We start from the raw sequence: 24022 nt of genomic DNA on the forward strand, positions 1-24022 counted from the left end.
GATGACGTTATTACCTCCTAATCACACTTTGCTGCAACGGCGATTGCAGCAAAGTGTTGCCGTGAGTGACGATATTCATTCGGGTATCTCAAGGTTATCTGGGTTTAAGGCCGAACCGCACGACAACTTGTTGATGTGGCTCGTTTGGGAGTATGGCTTAGAAGCTATTTTGCCCTACAGCCAAGATCTTCGCGAAACCATCAAGGAAGGTCTGGTTTGGCAGCGACTTCGCGGTACACCAAAAAGTGTAGACATTGCGCTCAATTGGCTCAACTTTGACGAGGCTGAGCTTGAGGTTGATAAACCCGGGCGTCACTTTTATCGCTATCAATTGGCATCTGGCAAAATTCCAGGGAACAAGGCGCTTAAAGATATACATCAGCTGCTTGGACTATCTGCCCCAGTAAGAGCCAAACTCTCACGTATTTATCATGGTTATGATGTGCGTGAACTGAAGTTATCTCAAAGTGGTTTTGGGGCGCTTCTATCTGATGTTTCTGGCGTGCCATTTCATGATGGCGATAACACGCTATGCAAAGTCAGCTTTGGTCGCAGCCACCAGCAAGGTGTGAGTCATAACGTGACGAATGCCTCTGTACACCTCAGTAGAACACATAGTCAGCGCAGTCATTACCTCACCACAAAACGCTTGAGTGAATACAAGCTCAGCGACAAAGAGCCTTCACAACTGCCTGTAAGCTCAGCCCGAATCAGGCTGCTTTCGCAGCATCGCGTGTGGTCAACTCGCTCGTGGCAGGGCGAGTGGCAACAAAGCTGGACTAAAGCCGACGCCTTTGTCGGTGATCCGCTTCATGCAACGACTGTACATTGGCAACATCGTCAAATGATGCCGCTCTCAGCTGCGCTCGCCACCACTGGACGGCTTAATGTTCATTGTAGTCGTTTCCAAGTGGTACTCCCAGAATAACACTCCTCAAATAAATGGAATTCTCAATGCAATCATCACAATTTGCCTCTGTTGTATGGACGACACCGGGGCTCGCCAAATTGACGCAGGCGCTAGAGCAAGGACAAGCTTTTACGTTGACGCATTTGTCAGCAGGAAGTGCAGGTTATATCGCGTCTCACTTGCAAACGCAGTTACGACAAGAGCGCCAAAAGGTCCCGATTTTACAGGCGGAGCAACTCACTGCAACACAAGTGCGTTTTAGCGCAGTGTTTGAGGGGGAAGCCGATTACCCAGTTAAAGAATTAGGAATTTGGTCTGGCAGCACCTTAGTTGCGGTATATAGCGCAGGGGGTGAAGTGCTGAATCATAAAAGCAAAGACGTAGCATGGTTAGAGGTCATTTCGCTTAACCTCGCAGCGCTGCCTTCACAGCAAGTCAGTTTTGAAACTGGGGTGCTTAACACCAATATTTTTATGGCAAAAGAGCTGGCTACATCTGTTTATGCACATCTTAGACAAGGTAAAAGCCTAATTCAGCAAGCTAACCAAACCATGCAACTGGCGATGCGCCTGCGCAAAGCAAACATAGGATAATACATGACCATAGAATCACAACTTGCTCAGTTGCAACAGGCTGCAACTGAGCAAACCGAAGCAAGTGTTCAACTTGCCAATAATATCACCGAAGGCTTACAGGAAATTGATCAGGTTAAGCAAGATATTGCCCAAACCTATCAAACGGTTAATCAGAACAACCAAGCGCTGAATGATTGGCAAACTCAGTCTGGCAGCGTCAACCTCAAAGATCTAAACGGCAACAGCCATACACTGCCAACACTTAAATCACTGATTGCAGACGCACAAAGCGTTAACCCGCATCCCCATGTAATGACCAAAGCCCAGTTTGATGCACTGCGCGATATGCGTAAACAGCAATATGCGGGAAGTGGGTTTGTGGAGTGGGGGAAGCATAATTACAGCGCAAATAATGTAAATGTGAATGAAGGAATTTGGCAGTATATAGCGCCTTCAGCAAGGAATACGCTGATCATGGGTGAAGCTGCATCAAACAAAATAGCAGGAACCTCTAATACAATATATCCGGTTGTGAATATCGACGGGGTTACACATCATGTTTCTAGAGTCGCGCACACTAGCACTCAATCTATTTTGAAATTTCCCTCTGCACCCGACGGCACCAAAACCTATGACTCAGCGTCTGGTACCGTAACCCAGCATAGTAATGCTGAAGCCGCATTTGCAGCAGAAACCGAGACCAATAAGGTTATTACCTCTCGTAAAGACTTAGTATTTCTGGAGTCTTGGCATGAGAAAATTGTTGATAAAGACGTCGTGTATCCACTCGGTAATGTGCAATATGGCGCAAATAACTATAAGGGCATTGCCCTTCGCAATAACCTCGTTGCTCAGGGGTATTCAGCGTTTGGAGAGTGGGATACTGGTACAAAGGGGCATGGCGTTAAATGGTCATCGCTAACAGAGCCGCAAAAGGCCATTTTCCTTGGAGAGCCCGAGCATAATATTTACTACGACCCAAAAGCCAAAGCGTATATTCAGGTTAGATATCGAATTAGGGTTGTTGAGGGTATGGGGACTATATGGAGCTACGAAGGGCGAAGTATAACTCCACAAATTGAGAGCTTCCTTGGCTATTTAGGGGAAGGTAACAGAGCTCTTTCGCGTATACAGACTCGAGGGAAATTAGATGATGTTATCGATTGGGGAACGGTTAGTTCGGGAGAATATATTAATGGTTATGTTAGTAAAAATTCGCAATATGAAATATTCAATGATAGAGACAGTTCTCAATGGGTACCGCGGTACAATCAAAATAGAGAATGTGCTTATAACAATTTATGCTTTGCAATACCGATAGCCCTTGTACAGCGTTTAAACCAAGGGGCATATCATCCTAGTTACAATCCAATGGGATGTGGTAATTTTACGCGTCCAGATGGTAATGGTATAACGCGTTGGTATAGGCCCAAGTTTTCAAATGTAGAGCCTACGTCTACTGTAGAATGCTTTACGCTGGATTACGGAAATCCAGACCACATGGCTGGCGCGCCAGCTCGAGGCAGCTGGAAATCCTTTGGCTCTATAGTGGGGGGGAGCGTTAATTCAGGCCGGCCTGATCAGTACAACTATCATGACACCATCTACGCAGGCCAAGTGGAAGATTTGCGTCTCAGTGCTAAGAAGTTGAATGTAAATGTTCTTCGTGAAAATGAAATGTACAAAGCGATTGCTGGTAAATTTCGAGGAAAAGGCAAAACTTTATTTACAAAGTTCAAAGCGCTTCATAAAGGTTACTACAGAGGTTCAAACCCGCAAAATGCAGTCTTTCGGAAAGGAGCAGATGGTTCGGCGATAGATTTTTACGGCAATGATTTTCCAAAAAATACTCCTGTTATGGTTTGGCAACCGGCCACAGGAACAACACTTTATGGCCGTATCTCTACATCTAACTCACATATGATGTTAGCAAGTGGGTCGCATAATCTTGAGAGTGGCAAACATATTCATCCCCTCGAAAGAGTTGGTCTAAATCAATCTGATATTTGTTATTTTGCCGAAGTATCAATGCTACCTGCTGAGTTCGACTCTCTCTCTTGGATTGATATTGTTGGCAGCCCTGAAAATATCGCTGCAACCTTCCCTGATGGTGTGGTTGGACAGTGGATCCCTGAAACTCCGGATGGAACATCAAAGAGCTATTCATTCAACAAAAAATTGATTGCTCCATATCATCGTTGTTTGACTGGAGATTTTGGTCAAACATGGACGTCTGAAAGTTTTACAATTGAGTATATTCCAAATAGTATTCGTAAACCTCATAACACAGAAGACGTCGCACTATATTGTTATGCCGCTAACGCTTCAGTTTCAGAGCCAGAGGCTAATTCTAAAATACGAGGAAATGTTGGGGGGGTATACGCATCAACGCACTCTAGTCCACGAGAAGGTAATAAGTTGACGAGCTCCTTAACAGAGTTAGTAGGAAAAGCAACGCTAGACCCTGCTCAAGAGTTTGCTGGAGAGATTAAAGGCTATAGGTTGGTAGAAGGCAAGTTAAATGCCAGTTATAAATACCAGCCTAAACACGATGAGATCAATATCCCTGCTCAAGAAAACCAATCGCCTCTCATTAAAGCGCTTTATTCTGTTACAGAAAAAAATGGCTTACTTTACCTTCAATTCCACGGTGCAGAGTTAAAGCATAATGGCACTGACTGGGGCGATGACCAAACGATCCCAATTATCGATGGCGAAAACACCAAAACCGATCTCAACGGCAATACCGTCAAAGTGTTCTGCCATCACACCCTATTCCCAATAGGGATTGCACACAATGGATAAGGAGATTGCAATGAATACTGAGGCTGAGAACCTCACGGCGGATGCAGTAGAGGTATTAACGCTGAGCTATACGGACGTGCAAACAAAAATAATGCTGCGTCATCCTCAAGAGCAGATTGACGAAGTGCTACAACTTGCCATTGAGCAAGAAGAAGCAGCATATCGCGAGGCGCATGCCGCGTGGCAGACTGAAACGACAGAAGTGCAAGCACAGATAGCAGAGGCACAAGCGCACAATGCTGCTAATCCAGATGAACTAATGCCTGTGCCATCGCTACCAGCGGAGCCAATGTTGGACTTGCAAGCGAGGAGAGCTTGCTATCGTGTTGAGCATGTGGAGGTGGATTTAGCATTAACCACTGAAACTGTTGAATCGCGCATAGAGTTCGACGACAAAGCGCGAGTGGCTTATCACCATCCTGCGACCATTTCGCATACTGAACAACAAATTGCAGACACTAAACGTGAACGCTTTAAAAGTCAGCGTGCAGCGAATGTGGCGTCAATCGCCGTTGAGGTTGACGGTCTGGTGTTTGATGGTGATGAACAAAGTCAGCAACGTATGGTTCGAGCCATACTACTGATGACAGACAGTGACACGCAGCGCTGGGTACTTGCTAATAACAATGTGGCCGAAGTAACCAAAGCACAACTTACTCAAGCTTGTTTACTAGCCGCAGAGCAACAATCCGACCTCTGGATTGAATCTTACTAAACCTCTACCTTCTCACCGAGCTTAATCTTTGGCTCGGTTTATTTCTTTAAGGAGCAGTCCTTGGCCACTTTAACACTTCAAGGCCGCAAGGCGCTTGCACGGCTAATGCAGCAGCAGGCTATTTATTTGGCATGGGGAAACGGCGCATCAAGTTGGGATAATACTTTACCGCCAACCCCTACCAATACCACACAACTCACTAATCTCATTGGTTATCGCAAGGCAAAGCAAATTCGCTTTTGTGAGCCGGATGAACAAGGCGAAATTCAGGTACCAACCGGAAAGTTCCGCTTAAGCGATACCGCCAGCCAACATCTATATTGCCAATTCACCTACGACTTCGAAGATGGCTTAGGTGAGCACATTCGCGAGCTTGGTTTAATGCTTGGCACGACACCGAAAACAGGCGTTCCAGCTGGAAAATATTACCTCTTACCAGACGAGGTTGCAGAGGCTGGTGAGCTTATTTTGCTTGAGCATCGTACGGCGCTATTTCGCGACCAAGGGGTACGCGAAACGTTTGAGTTTGTGATCAGTTTTTAAGAAGAAAGCAATGATAAAAGATTATTACCAGCAGTTTGATCCTGCAAAGCAATACAGTCAGCTATTATTTCGAGCGAGTAAAGGGTTGCAAAGTCGTGAACTTAACGACCTGCAACTGCAGTCTCAGCACCATGTAAAAGGCATCGCTGATGTATTGATGAAAGATGGGGATGTGGTTAAGGGGGGCGAGGTGGTTATTGACCAAGCTCATGCAGTTGCAACCATTGGCGCATCCTCAGTATATCTGCAAGGTGCGGTACATGATGTCGACACTAAACAGTTAGCCATTGCGCTAAATAAACTCGAAATTGTCGGAGTGTGGTTAGCAAAGGAAGTGGTGACAGAGCTTGAAGATTCAACACTTAGAGATCCAGCCATTGGCGCACACAATTTTGACGAAGCGGGTGCCGCGCGACTGAAAATCTCGGGCCGTTGGGGGCTGAGCGACAGCCTTGACTATCCCAATAGCGACTTTTTTCCCGTTTACCAAATCGATCATGGCACGCTTATCGTTAAGCAGCCGCCACCACAACTAGACTCAATTACCAGCGCACTTGCGCGTTACGACCGCGAGTCAAACGGTGGGAGTTATGTGGTGAGCGGGCTCAATGTTAGCTATCGAGAGAGCACGGCAAGCCACCAGCACTTTAATGTGCAAGAGGGAAAAGCGCATATCAATGGCTATGAAATAGCGTTTAACACCGCACTGCCTGTTACGCTGCCAAACGACCCTGATGTACGTGAGGTGATCAATGAGCCGAGCCGATTTAGCGCCAATACCCAAGGCGCTATGCGAATTGATTTAGACTTTGCACCGGTGCAGCGCATTGATCAGGTGACCGCAGAGGTGAAAAAGCGTACCTCTCTGACTAGAGGCCACGCGCAAACCGGCCAAAACACCGATCCCTTTGATGATGACTCTGTGATTGAAATTTTGCAGATCTCGCAAGGTGGCATTGAATATCAGCAAGGTATCGACTTTATTTTTACCCGCAATCATATAAGTTGGCGCGAAGGTGGCAATAAGCCGGCATCAGGCACGTCGTATGACGTGGTTTATACCTATCGCCGACTTATTGAAGTTGATGCGGACGAAACCGGGTTTTGGCTCGAGCAACAGTTAAACGAGGCTGAAGAAATGCTCGAAAATGGCCTTGTGGTCGTCGATTATCACTGGTTTATGCCACGTATCGACCTGCTCGTGCTTACCCCCAATGGCCATGTTGAGCGGATCAAAGGTGCACCCGACAGAATCAACCCGCAAGCGCCTTTAGTGCCTCATCAACATCTGGGGCTTGCCCAAGTGCAGCAACACTGGGGGAGTGCGCCGCCGCATATCCAAAATATTGCGATTGAAGCGGTACAAATGACAGATCTTGCATTGATGCAACAGCAGATCTCAGATTTATACCAATTGTTGGCCATTGAACGCCTACGTAACGATACCAATGCCCAGTCACCTGCGAGCAAATACGGCGTGTTTGTTGACCCGTTTTTAGATGACGATATGCGCGATATTGGACTTGGACAAAGCGCAGCTATTGTGGATGGCGAACTTATGCTGCCAATGGCCGCAGAAATAACTCAGTTGTCACAACCACAAGTCCAAACATTACCTTACGAACTCGAGGACGTCTTAGTACAAGAAAGCCGTACTGGGGAGATGAAAATTAATCCTTATATGGCATTTGAACCACTGCCTGCGGATGTCACGTTAACCCCAAGTGTTGACCATTGGACACAAACCCAGACTCAGTGGACAAGCCCTATTACTCGCCGCTTAACCCATGGTAGTGGGCGCGTGCGCCGTGTTGTTGAACATACTACAACAGAGCGAGTTGGTGTGCGCCGTCAGCAAGCCGAATTCTTGCGCACTCGTTGGGTCAACTTTGCTATTTCTGGGTTTGATTCAGGTGAGCAACTGGACTCACTGTTATTCGATGGCATTGAAATTATTTCAGAGGTGCAAGCATGATCCAAGCAAATACACGCGGTGAATTAGCAGGTCGATTTAAAGTGCCAAATAATGTTCCCGCCGGAACTAAATTGGTGCGATTTATTGGTAAGCAAGGCTCTTCAGGAAGCGCTAGTTATACTGGTAGTGGCGTGATTGAAGTGGAAACATTGAGGCGTGTAAATAACATTATTACTCAGCGTTTTGATCCACTCGCACAAACCTTTATTTTGGAGCAATCGCGATTTATTGCCGGTGTTGAATTATGGTTTACCGCCAAAGGACAGGAGGCGGTTGAAGTACAAATTCGAGAAGTTGTTCAAGGTATTCCTACACAAACTGTGCTGGCAAGTAGCAAGTTAGGCAGCGATGAGATAAAGCTAAATGACCAATCGACACTGTTTAACTTTACTCCAACCTTTTTAAATGCCGATCAGGAATATGCGTTGGTTGTGTTAACTGATGGGGCCGAGCACAGTGTTGCTATTGCAGAGCTCGGTAAGCTTGATCAGGCGCACAACTGGGTTACCTCTCAGCCGTATCAAGTAGGGGTGTTGTTATCATCAAGCAACGCTAGCACCTGGACACCACATCAGGATAAAGATCTCACATTTAGGTTAAAGGCCGCGAAATTCGCAGAGCAAAGTAGACGGATTGAACTCGGCGAGGTAGAAGTTGAACAAGTAACGGATTTAATGCTCTTAGCTGTTGTCCAGCGCCCAAGTGCAGATACTCAAGTTACCTTTGAACTCACGTATCCTACTGGCAATAAAGAAAAAGTGCTAAGCGTTCAAGAGTGGCAACCAAGCACGCTTGGGGAAACCATAACAGGCAAGGTGAAGGTCGCTGCTGTATTGACGGGAACACCAAGCTTAACGCCAGTACTTTTTGCGGGCAGCCAGTGCGTTCATGGGCAAGTCGCGCAAACCGGAGACTATATTTCTCGTGAGCTGCGCAGCCGTTTAGGCGGTGATTTAACGGTAAGCTTTGAAGCGAATATTCAAAGCCACTCAGAAGTACAAGCTTTGATGCAAAAAGGGGATGTTTGGCTACCGCTTGCACTAGATAGCAGTTCAGTGCTGAACGATGGTTGGCAGCAGTTCAACTACACCTTTAACGGTGTTGATACCGCCACGACACGCGTAAAATTAGTACTGAAGGGGACACCTGCTCAGCGCCCTAGAGTACGAAATCTTCGTACATTTACCTTGTAGGAGAAATTGTGGACATCAACCAATTTACTCCATTTCAGCATTATCCACTCCCTCACCCAGATAATCTACTTGAACAAGACGTACAGCGATTGATCAATGCGCTTAAGGCAATTGATGCAGATATCCACCAGCAGCAATTGGCACATCAACAAGCTCAAGTAGATATCGACAAGCGCTTCAGACGGCTTCGGCTCAATCAAGTGTTGGGTGAAACCCTGCTACCAATTTAAAGGATTTATAAGAGGAAATTATGGCAACAATTCAACAAGCCGTTCAGGTAATGGTCGACAAACTGGTCGCTGATATGAACGGCAGCACTCCGCTGAGTGCAGAGGAGCAAACCTTAGTCACGAATGCAATTGCACGGCTCACAGATAACGCTAAGCTTGAACAAGCCGTTGTGGCCGTTGCACAGGAACATTTGGATGACTCAACCCAGCTATTGCAACAGGTTGCAACTTCAGCGATCAACAATATTGATTCTGCTAAAGCTGATTTAACCGCGTCGACCGCTGAGCTGGTTACCAGGGCTGCAAAACTAGCGCTACTGGATCAAATAGGTCCATTGACGCAACAAATTAATGAAGTGGTCGCGAACAACACTGCAGCAACACCAAAAACCTTATTCGCGATAAAAAATATTGATACGGCGAATAATAATGTCAATTTCCGCCGCTCCACATCGGTTTTGGCTATCTATAATAGTGATGGTACTTCCTATCTCACTCGACCAAGTTATACCGCAAATGCCGCAACGGACACATGCCGGTTAGATCATCTGAAAATTAGCCAAGATGGCACGTCATCCACCGTACTAAAATCAAGCTTTGTCCATAATAATGCCTTTGAGCAAAACCCTGCGACTAAGGTATATCAACACGGCTCTAGTGCTATCGTGCCGTTGGGTTTAAAAGCACAACCTAATGATGTTAGTTTTGAAATCGTATATAGCACCCAAGAGTCTCAGTCAGCGAATGCGACAGAGTATGGTGGTATCTTCGTTTTAGGGCAGGGATTTACCTCGCGAACTTTGCCCAAGCAAAACCTAAATGCTCAAGATAAATTTGGTATTTCAACACGGTCTAGCTACAGCCATAACGAGGTAGCTGTGTTGTATAACAACCAAAAGCACTGCTTAGTGGTTATCGACTCGGGTACTAACTTGGTTGTGGAAAAGTATCGTGATGGCAATCACATTACCAACATCGCCATTGCGAATGAAGCTGAATATCAGAATTATGTGGATAGCGGTGACTTTACAACGATGGTATTTATCGCAAATACCTTAGCGCAGCCACATGGGATAAATCGCTATAACCACAGTGAAGCGGCGATGTCGAGCTATTCATATAATTACTACGGTTACTTTGGTCTACTTGGCAGTGAACTCAAAATGGCGGGTGATAAATTCAACGCACATTATCTCTTCACTGAAGAGCAGAAGCTTCAGCCTATCAATTATATTTTTACCAGTAATAGTGAGCCATACCGTACACAAAGTTCAAATGGTACAGAGAATAGTGAAGGTGAAGTGAATGTGGTCATGGAAACACTAGATGGCGAGTTACTGAGTTCGTATTGCTATCGTTCTAAGGCCGATAGCGTAGGGTATGATGGAGGCATAATGGCAACAGCCATTCAAGCGATGAATCCATACTCACATATCGGTGTTATTAATGAGCACTACCTATACAACCAGTATGGCCTTGCTAGAACCTGTCGCGCGATTTAAGGAGTGAAAATGAATATTTATTACGACGATAAAAAAGGGATGTCTATTGCGGGTAACTTTTGGTTGGTACACCCGCAAACGGGTGAGCAATGGAGTAAAGAGTCGGTAGCACAGTTTATTGCTGAGACTCAGTTAGAGACTGAAGAAAACTCTGAAGTTGAGTATTTAAAACAGCAAGTTATAACGCACATTAAGCAACTCGCTTATAGCAAATTGCAATCGGAGCAGTGGCGAGTAGAGCGCGCAAAAGAGCGTGAGTTGAGTGAGAGGTTGAACGGAAATGAAGAAGGTGCAGCAACAGAGCGTGCAAACCTACTCGCCATTTTGCAGCAAAGAGAAGTGGTGCGTGAAAAAAGCGGTGAGTTAGAAGCCGAGGTGCTTAGCCTTACCTCTCAAGCTGAATTACTAGAGTTTGTGATTGCGTTCTAATAATTTCACAGTAGGTCAGGATTGACCTGTTTTGCCCCCTAAAACTCAGTAAAATATACCTATGCTTGAGAAAGTTAACAAGCACACAGGTTTCCAATCTCCAAGGCCCACAAGCAAGTGTTTGCTGTGGGCTTTTTTATTTGGTGAGGGCTATTACTGTCAAGGTAAGAACTCTTAGCCTGAGTCCTAGTCAATTGGGAATTTCTAAACAATACACAAGTAATGCAAAAGTTAATTTAAGGATTGAATATGAAAGAAGACAGAACCTTTATAGCTGAGAGCAAAGCTAAAGCTAACCCTGAAACATTTGGTGTTAAGTATGGGATAGATATGAGCAGGGTAGATCAGGAAAACAACCTAAAGTTCCTGAATGAATGTCTTGCACAATGTGGAGAAATTGAAATAACTGGCGATATCGAAATATATGGCAGTGCAAAGGTGAGATCTGGACATCGTATTTCTGGCCAATCAAGATCAACATGTAGCATTAGGGGTAAACACCCTACGGCACCGACGATTATTGATAACACAATAGATAAGACCCCGACTCAGAATAATAACTCTCGAGATGTTGTAATTCGCCACCTCAAGGTTGAGTCTGAACATTCTCACTGCTTTCACGTGACGCCCTATCAATGGACTTGGGACTCTTGTCGCTTCTCTTGCGCTAAGTCCGCTATTAAGTTTTATGATGGCGGCTATCAAGTTGAGAACTATATTATCAACAATTACTTTATCCACTGCGGTCGAGGTATAGATTCATTTCTTGAAAAGAACGCAAGTGGTGATTACATCCAAAGAACGTTTAAAGCGACAGATCAATATGTTTTAAATAATGTTTTCTTTCGTGCGGGTGAAATTGACTCCGCTATCAAGATGTTCATCCCGTCAGGTTCTCGGTTTGATGGTAACCATTATTATGGAGGTGCGGCAGCTGAGTTTGTTTACTTTAGCGGTGGCTCTAATGTCAGGGTGTCGAACGAGTACTTTGAGAATATGAAAAACGCGAGAATGAGAATTAACTTTGGTGCACCTCATTCAGAGTATAATATTGTTGGTTGTTCCTTCTTTGGCGGAGATGGCTCTCAGCGAGACCATAATGGGAATCAAAGTCACTTGGTTACTTTGTCTTTTAATCCAGACAACTACTGTTCTGCGACCTTTGTCGGAAACTCATTCTCAGGAGCAAGTAGTAAAATCCCAGTTTTTGGTTTACTAAATGGACGTTATAGTAACTTAGGTGGAGCCAATGTTCAGTTTGATAAGTCCAACTTGATAAACTCACCTAATTACTCCAAGGCTGTAGCGCTCGATACAGGTGACAACGAAACGAGGAACGTCATCCTGTCTAATCATCCAAACTTTATTATTATGTTATCAGATGGAACGACAGACTTTACCAAAGGAGATGGAAGTGAATATATCTTCACATACTCAGGTGTGGCTGAAAAGGAAGTAAAATTGCCCGCGAGTCCTAGATGGAGTAAAAATAAACCTCTCACTATTCGAAATATGTCTAGTACAACGACTTTGAAGTTGACTCAAGGCAGGGTATTTGGAATGAAAGAGATCCCGACTGGTTGTTCAGCGAGTATTATGCAAAAACCAGATGAACCAAATTCGTACTTATGTGTCAAGTTAAGTTAATTCATAGGTGAGTCACCTTCTGGCAAGCAGGTCAGGATTGACCTGTTTTACTCCCTAAAAACCAGTAAGATAGACCTATGCTTGAGAAAGTTAACAAGCACACAGGTTTCCAATCTCCGAGGCCCACAAGCAAGTGTTTGCTGTGGGTTTTTTTATGGCGCAAAGCGAGGAGGTGATGATGGCATTTGAGCGGTTGGACTTATCGCAGTTGCCCATTCCTAAAGTATTAAAACCCATAAACTTTGAGCAGCGTTTAGAAGCGTTAAAGCAAGCATTGCTGCAAAAGGATAACGCACTCCAAGAGGTAGTAAACTTGGAAAGTGAACCTCTGACTAAATTGTTAGAAGTCATGGCATATCAAGGACTGACTCAGCAAAGCATGCTAAATGACGCAATAGAAGCGAACTTGCTCGCGAGTGCTTCAGGGAGTGATTTAGACGCAATCGCAGCGAGGTTTAATGTTGCAAGGCTTGGGAATGAGGATGATGAGCGTTTAAGAGCGAGAACGCAACTGGCGTTTGATGGACTGAATACCGCAGGGAGCGCGGCCTCTTATCGCTTTCATGCATTGTCGGTGAGTAATGAGATTTGCGATGTGCAAGTTCATAGTCCGAGGCCATGTGAAATAGAACTAACCGCCTTGAGTCGAATAGGTAAAGGTACACTAAGCGCGGAGCTGCTGAATAAATTACATGTCGCCTTTACCCCTGAATCGTCAACTCAGCCTGAAGTCTCTAAAGTGAGACCGCTTGGCGATAGAGTCACAATTAAGCAGCCACAGATATTGACGTTTAACATTGCAGCGGAACTTGAGATTTTACCTGGCCCGTCGCCTGAGGTGATTGTGGACAGTGCCTCAGCCGCGCTCGACGCTTACTTAACAGAAAGGCGTCAGCTTGGTCGGCAGATCACGCGAGCGGGTATTAGCAACGCTTTGTTTTTATCCGGTGTTGAAAACATTAGGTTGGAGTCGCCAAGTGAAGACATTATACCTCTAGATATTGAGGTGGCGTATTGTCAGCAAATGGATTTGCGAGTAAAGGTGAGGGGGCAGGATGACTAAGCTTTTACCTCATAATGCGTCAACGCTGGAGCAGTGGTTAGCAGAGCTGCAAGCCAAGCCTCGAACTATCCGAGCAGGCTTATTAGCGGCCTTAAAACTTGAGCAGCGCAGCGATGATGAACTAGTGGAAATTACGCGTTATCTCTCGTTGACTGAGGTCGGCTGCCTTGATTTACGCAGCGTACTTAAACGCTTATCAAGTAATAAGCTGCTGCCAATTATTTATTCTCAAGTATTCTTCCCAAGAGAAGCACTTGAGCGGCTAGCGATAAGTGTCGGACTAAGTGGGCTCTCCCTCAAGGATGATGAAGCAAGAACCCAATTGCGTGATGCTTGTGTACTGAACGATACTCGGCTGCTCTTAACGAGTCTTTGGCAACCAGAGCTTTGCCCCGAGCCTTTATTGCCTTTTTTGGCGTGGAACTACTCAGTGGATGAGTGGGATGAACATTGGCCTATGGCGATTAAACGTCAGGTCATTACGGATGCGTTCACGGTTCATCAGTGCAAGGGGACCCCATTTGCGCTGCAAAAAGCGCTCGATAGTCTCAATATTGAAACCGAGATCAAGGAATGGTGGCAGCAGGAAGATGGTTTGCCTGGCACTGTGCAGATCTGGGCGCTTATTAATCAGAATTTGGACGACCGACAACAAGGATTGTTGACCTCCCTGATGCTCAAACGTATTCGCCGTGTGGTAAACGCAGTGAAACGCGGTGCTATCCATGTTGATTTACAATTGGGTATTGCGCTTAAAGAGCAAATTGGTGCGGCAGGTCTTGGCAAAGCGCCTTTGAGTCTGAGCAATACCCAAGTGTTGGGGTTAGGGGTAAAACCTGAGCAAGGCAAAGCCGCATTAGGGGCATGTGGTCATATAAATCACTATGGCTATCAAATGCTTAATACCGAAGGTGCAGGCGTTTTACCTAGTGAAACGCAAGCGAGCTTAGGTCTCTTTGCGATAGCAAAACAGCTGAATGCACAAATGCATACCAGCCAAGGAATGGGCATTTATCCTGATGAGTTAATGCAAGGAGTGGTACTCGCCAGTGGTATGCACCGGCTTCAATATCAACATTATCATTTACAAGGAGCGACTTAATGTCTGCACTAACGCTGCAGTTTACCCATGCGGGGCTTGATGCCCTACTCAGCGCTCAAGCGCGAGGCTTTAAAGGACAAATCAGCCATATGGCGTTTGGCGATGCAGCTTATACGCCATCACAAAATCAAACGGAGCTACGCAGCCTTAAAGAGCGTGTAGCTATTGCCGACAGCGACTATCAAGACGGTGAAAGTACGAGCCTTAAAATTGCAGGCAAATTCGACGCACCACTTGAATATGCCATCAGAGAAATTGGCGTTTATTTAGATAGCGGCGCAGTAGACGCAAGCGGTGAGCCGGCGCTGATTTTGCTGGGGGTTTACTCAAAAGCCAACACCACACTTGGCTACCGTACACCTGACGTTAAAGTACTACAGTGGTTAACGTTAAGTTTGGCACAGCTGCCTAGTGAGAGTATTGAGGTAAAGCTGGGGGTCGACAATCTTAATCTGATTGTTGACAAAGAGCTTGCCGAAATGACGCTTACGCAGCTAGATACGATGCATCGGCAAATCAAGCAAGAATTTCGTTTGCAACAACAGGAAACAGCGCTAAGTGAGCTGAAACAATTGCTCACCAGTGAAGTGACACGATTAGATACAACACATGCCGCTCGGCTAGATAATCGCGTAGCAGCATTCCATGGCTTATTTAACGCAGAACTTGCCAATGTGACGACAGTACAGCTAGACACCATGAACCGCCAAACCAATCAAGAAATTAGATTAACCAATCTTGAGCATCAATAAGGAAACACTATGTCAAATGACAATTTAACCATGACGGAGCGCCTGAGCCAGGTTGCCACACGTGCCAATGCACTGTGCCAAACTGTTGAAGATCAGGTTGGGATTATTCAAAGTACTTTATCGGAAACGGTGACGCATACTAAAAATGTAGTAGCGGGTGAAATTACGAGTATTAATGATCAATTAGAGCAAGCCGAAGAACAGTTTAATCAATGGAAAGATCAATATACTCAAGAAATTAACGGTTTGCCAGTTACTGTAAATGGTAATGAAAAGAGCTTCTTTTTTCGAGGTTACTTAAGTGCTGGTAGCTATTCTTCAGACGCAACAGGTCCTGACTCTGACTTTCCAAGGTGTGGTACACCTAAGCCTCCATATTACGTAAACATGCTAGAGTTTTCAGGCAATGGTGGCTTTGGCGAACAAGGTGATTATTTTAAGTTAGACTTCATTATGGCTCATAGGGGGATGTTCGCCTCATCTAGTTATGCAGATCAAATTCAGTTTACAGGTACATCATATCATGACTGTGTGTCGGGTCAGCTTGAAATAAAAAAAGTATCTAGCAATGGAGCTCTGAAGTTGCTTATTTCAGAACCAGGCAACGAGGCTCAAGAAATAGCGATTTCTAAAGATTTGGAAGGGTCGACGATCCCTATCTACTTCAGAAAAATAGGCAACGGGTACAGTGGGCTTGCTCGGATCACCGTGAAAGTAGATACGCGTTATCACTGTGGCTCTACTAGAGCTGTGACTGTGAGTGGAAAGTACACATCAAGTAATGGCCAACCCTGTGCCGATCGGATTACTCATACACAACCTAGTTGGGAGAACTAAAAATGTTAGATCAAGTGAGCATTGAAGGAACTGAATTCGATGAATGGGAAACAACACGAGCTTTGCGTGATGCCTACCTCAGAGCTACGGATTGGATGGCATTAAAGTATCAAGAAATGGATGGTCAAGTACCTCAGTCTTTAAAAGACTATCGTCAGGCTTTGCGAGATTTACCTCAAAGTTTTGAATCTCCGGAGCAAGTGGTTTGGCCGGCAAAACCTGAACTCTAAAATCTCTAACCTTCTTTCGGGCGTTTCGTCCATCTTCGGCTTTTTAATCTAGCCAATTTATAATTTGAGAGCACAACTATGCATCGACAAACCTTGATAGCTAAGGTGTTGGCGTGCCTGAGTGCCGGTCTGTCTGAGCTTGCTCAAGTTGATTTACTAAAAGCAAGCCAGCCACAACCGGACTTAACAGAGCGTGCACAGCTTACCCTAGTCCCAATCGCTGAGCGGCAAGCCAGTGAACTGCAAGCGAAAGGCGCCGACAAAGGCGTGACTTATGGGCCTGCGTACAACAAGAACCTGAGCCCAAATGCACTCGACAGACGAGTGATGACATTGCAGCTTGAACTGGCGCTTGAAGAGGCTGAACCCTCGGCGTTGATAGCGCGGTTGGATAACTTGGTCAGTGCCGCTGAGGCTTCGATTATAAAGGACGAAACGCCTGTCCCTTGGCAACACTTTATTTGCGAAAAAAGCAGTTTTAGTTATAGCAACCAAGTCAATTCAATGCTCGCTAAGGCGACGCTGACTTGGCAGTTTTATTACCAAGTTGAGTACCCCGAGGAAGCCGGTGTTGAGGTAACAGAAGTGTATCTTGGCCCGCATGGTGGCGAGCATCGCTTAATTTACAAAACCCCAGAAGAAGGACCGATAGCGTGATAGCCAATCAACATTTTTCAGACTTAGCCATGTCCGACTTACAGCAGCGTCTTACTAAGTTAATTAGCCTAGGAACGGTGCATGAAGTGGACTACGAAACGGCGACCGTCAAGGTCAAAATGGGTGATTGGATCACGGCGAAGCTACCTTGGCTAACGGCGCAAGCTGCTCATGATATGACTTGGCAAGCACCTGAAGTTGGTGAGCAAGTGATGGTGTTATCTCCCTGTGGAGATACTTCCCAGGGAGTGGTACTTGGCAGCTTGTATTCCAGCTCGCAACCACATCATCATCAAGATCATGTTCTTGGTGCTGGTGAGGCATATGAGCAGGTGTCTGACAGGGAAGCGGTGGGTCGCACTAAGTATAAGGATGGTGCGATGGTGGAATACGACCGAGAGCAGCACATTTACCATTTGTACGTGCCTAACACCAGTGGCAACGAGGTAGCGCAAATTAAAGTGCACTCGGCGCGAGATATACACATTGAGTGTGGTAACGATGCCACGGTGATCGTTGGCAATGATGCTAACGTGCAGGTTGCAAACAATCTAACTGCGCAAATTGGTAATGATGCGGTGGTAAGTGCTGATAACAATATCAGTGTGGCAGCAGCGAATGAGCTATCGCTTGAGGGCAGCAGCATAACCATGAGCTCAACCTCAGGGAATATTGAAATAGCGGCCAGCGCAACGCTGAAATTAAACGGCGCAAACATCAGTGCACAGGAGTGATTGGATATGCCAGTGATAGCAGTGGATGGCGATATGACAAATGTTCACGCGCAATTTGTACCAGGGACGGCTAGTGCCACACAGTCGAGTTTTACCGTCGCAGGTAAGCCAGTACTTAGGGTTGGAGATCCCATCAGTGACCATGTATTTTCACCCGATCCAAAAGTAAAACACGTTGGCGTCACAATAGTTGCCGGTGCTGGTAGCTTCACCATTGCAGGAAAAGCGGTCGCGCGGATCAGTGATGCAGCCAGTTGTGGTGGCAAGCTTGCAGTTGCGGGCGTCGCGTCATTTAGTGTAGGAGGGTAACTCAGCATGATAGGAATGAATGCCAAAACGGGCAAGCCGCTCGGTGGTGTTGAGCATCTAAAACAGAGTATTCGCGATATTGTGACCACGCCACTTGGGAGTCGCGTGATGCGACGCGATTATGGCTGCGGTTTATATGAGCTTGTAGATAGGCCTTTTTCTCACTCTCTGGTAGGGGATATCACTATGACCATCGCCAATGCACTGGAGAAGTGGGAACCACGCTTTCAACTTGATGGTGTTGCGGTACATCCAGCAGGAGAGGGCAAGTTGTCTATCGAAATAAAAGGATTGTATTTAATCAACGGGGAGCCTGTCACCATCGAGGGTATCCAAATCTAAGTCATTTTTTATTCACCTTATCCGTTAGGTATAAGGTCAACAGACCCTGGGCCATACAAGGCAGCTTGTATGGCCTTTTTTATTCTCTAACTGACATGTCTTTAAAGGAGATAACTATGTCAAAATTTCTACACGGTGTAGAAGTCATTGAGGCGCAATCCGGCACGCGTCCAATCAAAACAGTAAAAAGCTCAGTAATTGGTGTGATTGGTACTGCACCTAGTGCAGATCCAGAAAAGTTTCCACTTAACACACCTGTATTGGTTGCTGGTAAACGTGCTGAAGCTGCACCGTTGGGTACAGAAGGAACACTGCCTGCGGCAATGGACGGTATTTTTGACCAAGCTGGTGCGGTAGTCGTTGTGGTTCGTGTCGATGGTGCTGATGAAGCGGCAATCATGTCAAACATGGTTGGCGGTGTGGCAGCAGACGGTTCTTATGAAGGTGTACAAGCTTTCCTTGGTGCTGAGTCTGTACTTGGCGTAACACCACGTATTCTTGTGGCGCCTGGTTATGCACATCAACGCCCTGAAGGTAATCGTAACCCAGTTATTACAGAACTTGTGAACGTGGCTGAGCGTCTTCGTGCGGTCATCATCGCAGATGGTCCAAACACCAACGATGAGGATGCAAAAACATATCGTGCAGACTTTGGTTCGCGTCGTGTGTTCGTTGTTGACCCTCATGTCAAAGTATTCCGCGATGGCAAAACAGAAGTTGAACCTGCAAGTGCACGTGTTGCGGGCATGATTGCTAAGTCGGACAACGACCGAGGCTTTTGGTGGAGCCCAAGTAATACCAATATGAACGGTATTGTGGCAACTGCACGTCCTATCGACTTCCAGCTGGGCGATGCTAACGCACGTGCGAATATGCTGAACGAAAAAGAAGTGTCGACCATTATTCGTCAAAACGGCTTTAAGCTTTGGGGTAACCGTACTTGTTCTGACGACCCTAAATGGGCATTCCTGTCAGTGGTACGTACCGCAGATATGATCAACGACTCACTACTGCGTGCGCACATGTGGGCGGTTGACCGCAATATCACCAAAACTTACATCGAAGATGTTACGCAAAGTGTTCAGTCATACCTAGATAGCTTAAAAGCACAAGGTGCAATTCTTGGCGGTCAAATTTGGGCTGATGAAGAGTTAAACACACCGGCCAATATTCAAGCGGGTAAAGTGTATTTTAGCTTTGACTTCACGCCGCCAACACCGGCTGAGCACATCACCTTCAAGAGTATTCTAACTAACAACTACCTAGAGGAAATCGTATAATGGCAATCTCTCCAAAAATTCTTAAAAAATTCAAGCTGTTTGTAGACGGTAAAGGCTATCTAGGTATCGCTGATGAAATCCAGCTACCAAAAGTAACCGTAAAAACTCGTGAAGTGACGTCGGGTTTCCAAGCGCCGGTTGAGCTTGATGTTGGCCAACTTGAAAAGCTAGAAGGCACAATCACGTTACTTGAATACAACGCTGACATGATGAAGCTACTTGGCGATTGGAGCGGTGCAACAACGCCATTAACGGCTCGTGGTGCTATCCAAGCGCAAGGCGAAGCGCCAGTACCAGTGGTGGTAACGCTTGAAGGCTTCTTCAAAGAAGTGGATATGGGCAGCTGGAAAGATGGCGAGGAAGCTAAGCTAACGCTGCAATATGCAATTCAGAAGTACAAGCTACAGATCGGTCAAGATGTAATTTACGAAATTGACCTATACAACGACGTTCGTACCGTTAATGGTAAGGACCAAATGGCAGCACTTCGCGCAGCAATCGGAGCTTAATCCATGAAAGAAATCATTACCTTAGCATTCCCAATTACGGTCGATGGGCATGAGTATGCAGAACTGACTATGAGACGACCAAAAGTACGCGATCGGTTAATGGTGGATAGAGCGGATATCAGCGAGTCTGAAAGCGAAATTCGTTATTTCTCGCACTTATGCGAAGTTTCTCCAGATATCATCGAAGAGCTTGATTGGAGTGATTTTGTGAAGCTGCGAGAAACGCTACAAGCTTTTCTCGTGTCCCGCCAAAGCGCTTAAAAGCCATGGTTATCGCTCTGGCCAAATATACTGGCTGGGGCTTGGCCGAACTCAACGCGCTGACCGAAGACGAACTTATCGAGTGGTTTGAAGCAGCGCTTGATTACAAACAAGCGACAGAAGCGGGCTAAACCGATGACCGCAACCGCCCCTTAACCCTTTAAGGGGCGCATTTCCATACTTTTAGACGCTTTAGCTTAGGCCTCAGCTTAAGCTAAAGCGTTTCACTTTTCTCTATTTTCCTCAGGTAACGCCATGACAAAACAAGGTAAACAGGTTCGTTCACGAGAGGCGAACAAAGTCAAAAATAAGTTGCCACAGGTAACTTCGCTTGCTAACCAAGTTGCACATTTAGGTAGTCTAGTTGCAAAGCTCAATGCCAATTCAGCGACTAGTGCGCAGATCCAGCAATTAATCTCCATCATGACTCAACTTAATGCCAGCGCGGTGTTAAGTCCACAGGCTTCATTCTCAGTACCTGAGTTTCAGGCACCTGCCACTGGTGAAAATGCTGTGCCTAGTAGCCAGCTGGTGCAGCAAGCTGAGCAGGTCATGTTGGCGTTGCCCGATTCTTTACAGCATGCGATAAGCGGCTTGTCTGAACGGGTTGCTGAACTAGATTTCAGCGCCGCAAGCCAAACCGTACAAGTTGAATTGGCGGCATTAGCCGAACACGTTCCTTCACTTTTTAACGCAATTTCCGTTGCACCAGCCGTGACTGCGGCGACAAATGCATCCAAGCAAGGTCAATCTGTAATCGATGCTCAGCAGCAATTTTGCCTAGATGCAGCGTCACTGGGTCAAGCTTTGCCGGAATTTGCATCGAGTTTAGATTTGGCTGCTTTGCCAAAGCAGCTGCTCGAAACAGGCAATTTGTTGAGCAATATTGAGTTTGCAGAGGTACTCAAAGGAGAGCTTGGTTCGTTAACAGAAGCTGCTCCTGCGTTATTAACTCAATTTGGCTTTGACGATGCGGCAAATGTGGTCACGCAGTTTGCGCCAGCTGTGAACCAATTGGATATTCCAGGACTTATTCAAGGCGATTTACAAAGTTTGCAGCAGGCTTTACCAAGCTTGCTAGAAGCCGTTGATCTTAAGTCATTAAACCAAACTCTTGCGCAAGAAATTCCAGCGCTTGCTCAACTTGACTTAGCTGGGCTTGCTAATGGTGAGCTGGGGTCGTTGGCCGCAACATTACCAAACTTACTTGAGGCGGCGGGACTTGATGGTGCCGCAAACTCGGTATCTGCGGCTTTGCCAGCGCTACAACAATTGGACTTGGGCGCAATTGCAGATGGTGATATCCAGTCGTTGCTACAAAGTGCTCCGGCATTATTAGATGCATTGGATATGCAAGGTGCGTCACAGGCTTTTGGTTCAGTTCTTCCTATCGCTGAAAAACTCGATTTTAAGGGCTTAATGGATGGTGAGCTGAGCAGCTTAGTGGATGCCGCACCTGAAGTGCTTAGAGCATTTGAACTTGGCGATGCTGCGGATAAGCTACAAGCTGCGGTTCCTGGCTTAAAACAACTGAATCTCAAGCAAATTGCCAGCGGTGACGTATCGAGCCTTATGGCGGCCGGTCCTTCGTTACTAAAGGCATTTGAATTAGACGGTGCAGCTGGCGTACTCGAAAGCGCATTACCGGCATTAGAAAAACTGGATGTCGACGCGATTTTGGGGGGCGACATCAAGTCCCTTGTAAGCGCTGGCCCCGAATTGTTGAATGCATTTGGGCTAAACGATGCGGCAAGTGTACTAGAGCAACACGCTGATCTACTCTCCAATATTGATTTAAAAGGCGTTCTCAAGGGAGATCTATCTTCACTTACCAACAGCTTACCAGATTTATTTGGTGAGTTTGGATTAGACGGTATTAGCGATGATTTATCTGAGTCGTTTGCTGAGTTAGAAAGTGATGTTGAGAAGAAGAAATCTACGCGTAAAAAAGGACGCAAGAAGCGAGGCAGAAAGCGTAACAAGCGAGCTAGGTCTTCTAATCTAGCGGATAAACGAGAAACGTCGGCGGATCGCGAGCACAAGCCGCGCAAAAGCAACAAACGAGGCGCTAATAAACCCGCTTTGAAACTGTTGGACGGCGGGAAAGCCCCCAGCGTAAAAGCACAGTTAGATAATCAAGCATCGCAAGCAAAATCCAAAGCAAAAGCCAAAAAAGTCAAAATGATGGCTGCCGCAAATGATGCTAGTTATCAAAAGCTTGGCAGTTTCTCTCCAGCTAAAGGTGGCAAACTTGGTCAGTTATTCAAGGGGTCTAAAAAGTTACTTGGGCGTGCGGCTGCACCGCTTGGCGTGGCGTTAGGGGCATTCGATGCGTTCACTGCATTAACTGATGACACGTTAACGACTAAAGAAAAAACCACTCAGGTTGGAGCGGCTGCGGGTGGCGCGGGCGGCGCACTCGCTGGCGCCGCTGCAGGCGCGGCAATTGGCTCGGTTGTTCCTGTAGTGGGCACTGCAATCGGTGGCTTAGTCGGTGGTGCACTCGGCGCGATGGGCGGTGAGTCAATCGGTGGTTGGTTTGGTGACAAACTTGGTGGTTGGTTCTCTGACGATGCTCAGGACTCAGCTTCAGGTACCTCGAGCCCTTCGGTGACAGAGCGCTTGCTCGATAGCGCAACGAGTTTTGCCACTATGGGGCCGCTGGGCTTAATTAGCGACACCCTAGGCGGTTGGTTATCAAAAGGCGATGAAAACGTTGCGCAAACAGACAGCAAAACGGCTGCGATTAGTACGCCTCAAAACAGTGAAGCAACAAAAAATAACGCACTCGACTTTGTTAAAAATAATGTCATTAATGAGCTGAATTTAGCCACCGGCACGGCTGCTGCGTTTGCTGCTAATCAGGGGATGACAACCGGCAAAATACACGGCGTCAGCAAGGCGGGTGATTTGGCAGGCAGAGCGCTAAACGCACACACGGTATGGGAAACGCTCAATAATGATGGGCTTTCTGTTAAAGAAAAGGCGGCTGGCATTGGTAGCACGCTAGGCGGCATGTTTTCTGCCGACGCGGTATCTGGTGCACTGTCAAAAAGCAAAAATCCCTATGTGAGAATGGCGGCCCCTATGGCGGGTTACCTTACCAACAACATGGTTGGTGATGCCATTAAAGGTTGGTTTAGCGAGGACAAAACATCAGCTACCAATGAGGCTAAAGCACCGGATCTAAATAGTTTAAATCAACTGAATGCGAGTGCGAATAAAGCGTCTGAATATTCATCTGCGCCGCAATCGAGCGCAGCATCGGTAACGGTGAACGCTAATATTACAGTCAATGCAAAAGATGGCCAACAGGCTTATGAGGTTGCGCAGCAAGTGAAGCAAATGCTGGATCAGCAGCAGCAACAAGCAGAGCAAGAGCTTAGTGCTCGATATTACAATCAAGTGGCATAACGATAGAG

25 protein-coding genes are annotated in these 24022 nt (G+C 46.3%); all 25 read left to right on the forward strand.

Features of this window, described 5'->3' with window-relative positions; genetic code table 11:
* The first annotated feature begins 1 nt into the window (after position 1).
* The 25 genes from MHN30_RS02340 (at position 2) to MHN30_RS02455 (ending at position 24014) form a co-directional block, all read left to right on the forward strand.
* A complete protein-coding gene (locus MHN30_RS02340; protein WP_239357738.1) occupies positions 2–928 on the forward strand; it encodes a phage tail protein in 927 nt (308 codons plus the stop codon).
* 26 nt (positions 929–954) lie between these two features.
* Positions 955–1503 carry a hypothetical protein gene (locus MHN30_RS02345; RefSeq protein ID WP_128728022.1) on the forward strand — a complete coding sequence of 183 codons (549 nt, stop codon included), beginning with the start codon at positions 955–957 and terminating at the stop codon, positions 1501–1503.
* Positions 1504–1506: 3 nt separating this feature from the next.
* A complete protein-coding gene (locus MHN30_RS02350; RefSeq protein WP_239357740.1) occupies positions 1507–4290 on the forward strand; it encodes a hypothetical protein in 2784 nt (927 codons plus the stop codon).
* 10 nt (positions 4291–4300) lie between these two features.
* Entirely contained in the window at positions 4301–5005 is a 705-nt protein-coding gene (locus MHN30_RS02355; RefSeq protein WP_239357741.1) for a hypothetical protein, read from the forward strand.
* A gap of 60 nt (positions 5006–5065) precedes the next feature.
* Positions 5066–5548, forward strand: a complete 483-nt coding sequence (locus MHN30_RS02360) for a hypothetical protein (protein WP_138581748.1) — start codon at positions 5066–5068, stop codon at positions 5546–5548.
* 10 nt (positions 5549–5558) lie between these two features.
* Positions 5559–7523 (forward strand): DUF4815 domain-containing protein, encoded by a 1965-nt coding sequence (locus MHN30_RS02365; RefSeq protein WP_239357742.1) that lies wholly within the window; start codon positions 5559–5561, stop codon positions 7521–7523.
* The gene (locus tag MHN30_RS02370; protein WP_239357743.1) at positions 7520–8716 is read left to right on the forward strand and encodes a hypothetical protein; all 1197 of its coding nucleotides are present in this window, start codon (positions 7520–7522) and stop codon (positions 8714–8716) included. Before MHN30_RS02365 ends, MHN30_RS02370 begins: the two co-directional genes overlap by 4 nt.
* 8 nt (positions 8717–8724) lie before the next feature.
* A complete protein-coding gene (locus MHN30_RS02375; RefSeq protein ID WP_130164598.1) occupies positions 8725–8946 on the forward strand; it encodes a hypothetical protein in 222 nt (73 codons plus the stop codon).
* A gap of 20 nt (positions 8947–8966) precedes the next feature.
* Positions 8967–10448 (forward strand): hypothetical protein, encoded by a 1482-nt coding sequence (locus tag MHN30_RS02380; RefSeq protein ID WP_239357744.1) that lies wholly within the window; start codon positions 8967–8969, stop codon positions 10446–10448.
* 9 nt (positions 10449–10457) lie between these two features.
* Positions 10458–10877, forward strand: a complete 420-nt coding sequence (locus tag MHN30_RS02385) for a hypothetical protein (protein ID WP_239357746.1) — start codon at positions 10458–10460, stop codon at positions 10875–10877.
* Between the two features lie 249 nt (positions 10878–11126).
* On the forward strand, positions 11127–12524 hold the full coding sequence (locus MHN30_RS02390) for a hypothetical protein (protein WP_239357747.1): 1398 nt from the start codon (positions 11127–11129) through the stop codon (positions 12522–12524).
* A 154-nt stretch (positions 12525–12678) separates the two neighbouring features.
* On the forward strand, positions 12679–13587 hold the full coding sequence (locus tag MHN30_RS02395) for a baseplate J/gp47 family protein (RefSeq protein WP_239357752.1): 909 nt from the start codon (positions 12679–12681) through the stop codon (positions 13585–13587).
* A complete protein-coding gene (locus tag MHN30_RS02400; protein ID WP_239357753.1) occupies positions 13580–14689 on the forward strand; it encodes a phage tail protein I in 1110 nt (369 codons plus the stop codon). Before MHN30_RS02395 ends, MHN30_RS02400 begins: the two co-directional genes overlap by 8 nt.
* Entirely contained in the window at positions 14689–15441 is a 753-nt protein-coding gene (locus MHN30_RS02405; RefSeq protein WP_239357754.1) for a phage tail protein, read from the forward strand. The genes MHN30_RS02400 and MHN30_RS02405 overlap by 1 nt, the downstream gene beginning before the upstream one ends.
* A gap of 9 nt (positions 15442–15450) precedes the next feature.
* Entirely contained in the window at positions 15451–16278 is an 828-nt protein-coding gene (locus MHN30_RS02410; protein ID WP_239357755.1) for a hypothetical protein, read from the forward strand.
* A gap of 2 nt (positions 16279–16280) precedes the next feature.
* Entirely contained in the window at positions 16281–16508 is a 228-nt protein-coding gene (locus MHN30_RS02415; protein WP_239357757.1) for a phage tail assembly chaperone, read from the forward strand.
* Positions 16509–16586: 78 nt separating this feature from the next.
* A complete protein-coding gene (locus tag MHN30_RS02420; RefSeq protein WP_239357758.1) occupies positions 16587–17165 on the forward strand; it encodes a hypothetical protein in 579 nt (192 codons plus the stop codon).
* A complete protein-coding gene (locus tag MHN30_RS02425; protein ID WP_239357764.1) occupies positions 17162–17899 on the forward strand; it encodes a phage baseplate assembly protein V in 738 nt (245 codons plus the stop codon). The genes MHN30_RS02420 and MHN30_RS02425 overlap by 4 nt, the downstream gene beginning before the upstream one ends.
* A 6-nt stretch (positions 17900–17905) precedes the next feature.
* Complete coding sequence (locus MHN30_RS02430) at positions 17906–18208, forward strand: PAAR domain-containing protein (RefSeq protein ID WP_239357766.1); 303 nt, start codon at positions 17906–17908, stop codon at positions 18206–18208.
* 6 nt (positions 18209–18214) lie between these two features.
* Complete coding sequence (locus MHN30_RS02435) at positions 18215–18550, forward strand: GPW/gp25 family protein (protein ID WP_017218947.1); 336 nt, start codon at positions 18215–18217, stop codon at positions 18548–18550.
* A gap of 116 nt (positions 18551–18666) precedes the next feature.
* A complete protein-coding gene (locus tag MHN30_RS02440) occupies positions 18667–19830 on the forward strand; it encodes a phage tail sheath subtilisin-like domain-containing protein (RefSeq protein ID WP_045988655.1) in 1164 nt (387 codons plus the stop codon).
* Complete coding sequence (locus MHN30_RS02445) at positions 19830–20339, forward strand: phage major tail tube protein (RefSeq protein WP_010378397.1); 510 nt, start codon at positions 19830–19832, stop codon at positions 20337–20339. The genes MHN30_RS02440 and MHN30_RS02445 overlap by 1 nt, the downstream gene beginning before the upstream one ends.
* A 3-nt stretch (positions 20340–20342) precedes the next feature.
* On the forward strand, positions 20343–20600 hold the full coding sequence (locus MHN30_RS02450) for a phage tail assembly protein (RefSeq protein WP_010378399.1): 258 nt from the start codon (positions 20343–20345) through the stop codon (positions 20598–20600).
* A gap of 5 nt (positions 20601–20605) precedes the next feature.
* Entirely contained in the window at positions 20606–20731 is a 126-nt protein-coding gene (locus MHN30_RS23780; protein ID WP_017218950.1) for a hypothetical protein, read from the forward strand.
* A gap of 124 nt (positions 20732–20855) precedes the next feature.
* Entirely contained in the window at positions 20856–24014 is a 3159-nt protein-coding gene (locus MHN30_RS02455; protein WP_239357768.1) for a phage tail protein, read from the forward strand.
* Positions 24015–24022: the final 8 nt, after the last annotated feature.

This window comes from Pseudoalteromonas sp. OF7H-1 (assembly GCF_022347825.1).
Classification (GTDB): Bacteria; Pseudomonadota; Gammaproteobacteria; order Enterobacterales; family Alteromonadaceae; genus Pseudoalteromonas; species Pseudoalteromonas maricaloris.

Excerpts from the sequence above, each read along its gene's own strand:
- MHN30_RS02420 (WP_239357758.1), top strand. The coding sequence starts at position 16,587 with ATGCATCGACAAACCTTGATAGCTAAGGTGTTGGCGTGCCTGAGTGCC.
- MHN30_RS02350 (WP_239357740.1), top strand. The coding sequence starts at position 1,507 with ATGACCATAGAATCACAACTTGCTCAGTTGCAACAGGCTGCAACTGAG.
- MHN30_RS02385 (WP_239357746.1), top strand. The coding sequence starts at position 10,458 with ATGAATATTTATTACGACGATAAAAAAGGGATGTCTATTGCGGGTAAC.
- MHN30_RS02340 (WP_239357738.1), top strand. The coding sequence starts at position 2 with ATGACGTTATTACCTCCTAATCACACTTTGCTGCAACGGCGATTGCAG.
- MHN30_RS02455 (WP_239357768.1), top strand. The coding sequence starts at position 20,856 with ATGACAAAACAAGGTAAACAGGTTCGTTCACGAGAGGCGAACAAAGTC.
- MHN30_RS02405 (WP_239357754.1), top strand. The coding sequence starts at position 14,689 with ATGTCTGCACTAACGCTGCAGTTTACCCATGCGGGGCTTGATGCCCTA.
- MHN30_RS02380 (WP_239357744.1), top strand. The coding sequence starts at position 8,967 with ATGGCAACAATTCAACAAGCCGTTCAGGTAATGGTCGACAAACTGGTC.
- MHN30_RS02365 (WP_239357742.1), top strand. The coding sequence starts at position 5,559 with ATGATAAAAGATTATTACCAGCAGTTTGATCCTGCAAAGCAATACAGT.
- MHN30_RS02370 (WP_239357743.1), top strand. The coding sequence starts at position 7,520 with ATGATCCAAGCAAATACACGCGGTGAATTAGCAGGTCGATTTAAAGTG.
- MHN30_RS02445 (WP_010378397.1), top strand. The coding sequence starts at position 19,830 with ATGGCAATCTCTCCAAAAATTCTTAAAAAATTCAAGCTGTTTGTAGAC.
- MHN30_RS23780 (WP_017218950.1), top strand. The coding sequence starts at position 20,606 with ATGGTTATCGCTCTGGCCAAATATACTGGCTGGGGCTTGGCCGAACTC.
- MHN30_RS02440 (WP_045988655.1), top strand. The coding sequence starts at position 18,667 with ATGTCAAAATTTCTACACGGTGTAGAAGTCATTGAGGCGCAATCCGGC.
- MHN30_RS02390 (WP_239357747.1), top strand. The coding sequence starts at position 11,127 with ATGAAAGAAGACAGAACCTTTATAGCTGAGAGCAAAGCTAAAGCTAAC.
- MHN30_RS02450 (WP_010378399.1), top strand. The coding sequence starts at position 20,343 with ATGAAAGAAATCATTACCTTAGCATTCCCAATTACGGTCGATGGGCAT.
- MHN30_RS02395 (WP_239357752.1), top strand. The coding sequence starts at position 12,679 with ATGGCGCAAAGCGAGGAGGTGATGATGGCATTTGAGCGGTTGGACTTA.
- MHN30_RS02435 (WP_017218947.1), top strand. The coding sequence starts at position 18,215 with ATGATAGGAATGAATGCCAAAACGGGCAAGCCGCTCGGTGGTGTTGAG.
- MHN30_RS02355 (WP_239357741.1), top strand. The coding sequence starts at position 4,301 with ATGAATACTGAGGCTGAGAACCTCACGGCGGATGCAGTAGAGGTATTA.
- MHN30_RS02400 (WP_239357753.1), top strand. The coding sequence starts at position 13,580 with ATGACTAAGCTTTTACCTCATAATGCGTCAACGCTGGAGCAGTGGTTA.
- MHN30_RS02430 (WP_239357766.1), top strand. The coding sequence starts at position 17,906 with ATGCCAGTGATAGCAGTGGATGGCGATATGACAAATGTTCACGCGCAA.
- MHN30_RS02415 (WP_239357757.1), top strand. The coding sequence starts at position 16,281 with ATGTTAGATCAAGTGAGCATTGAAGGAACTGAATTCGATGAATGGGAA.
- MHN30_RS02345 (WP_128728022.1), top strand. The coding sequence starts at position 955 with ATGCAATCATCACAATTTGCCTCTGTTGTATGGACGACACCGGGGCTC.
- MHN30_RS02410 (WP_239357755.1), top strand. The coding sequence starts at position 15,451 with ATGTCAAATGACAATTTAACCATGACGGAGCGCCTGAGCCAGGTTGCC.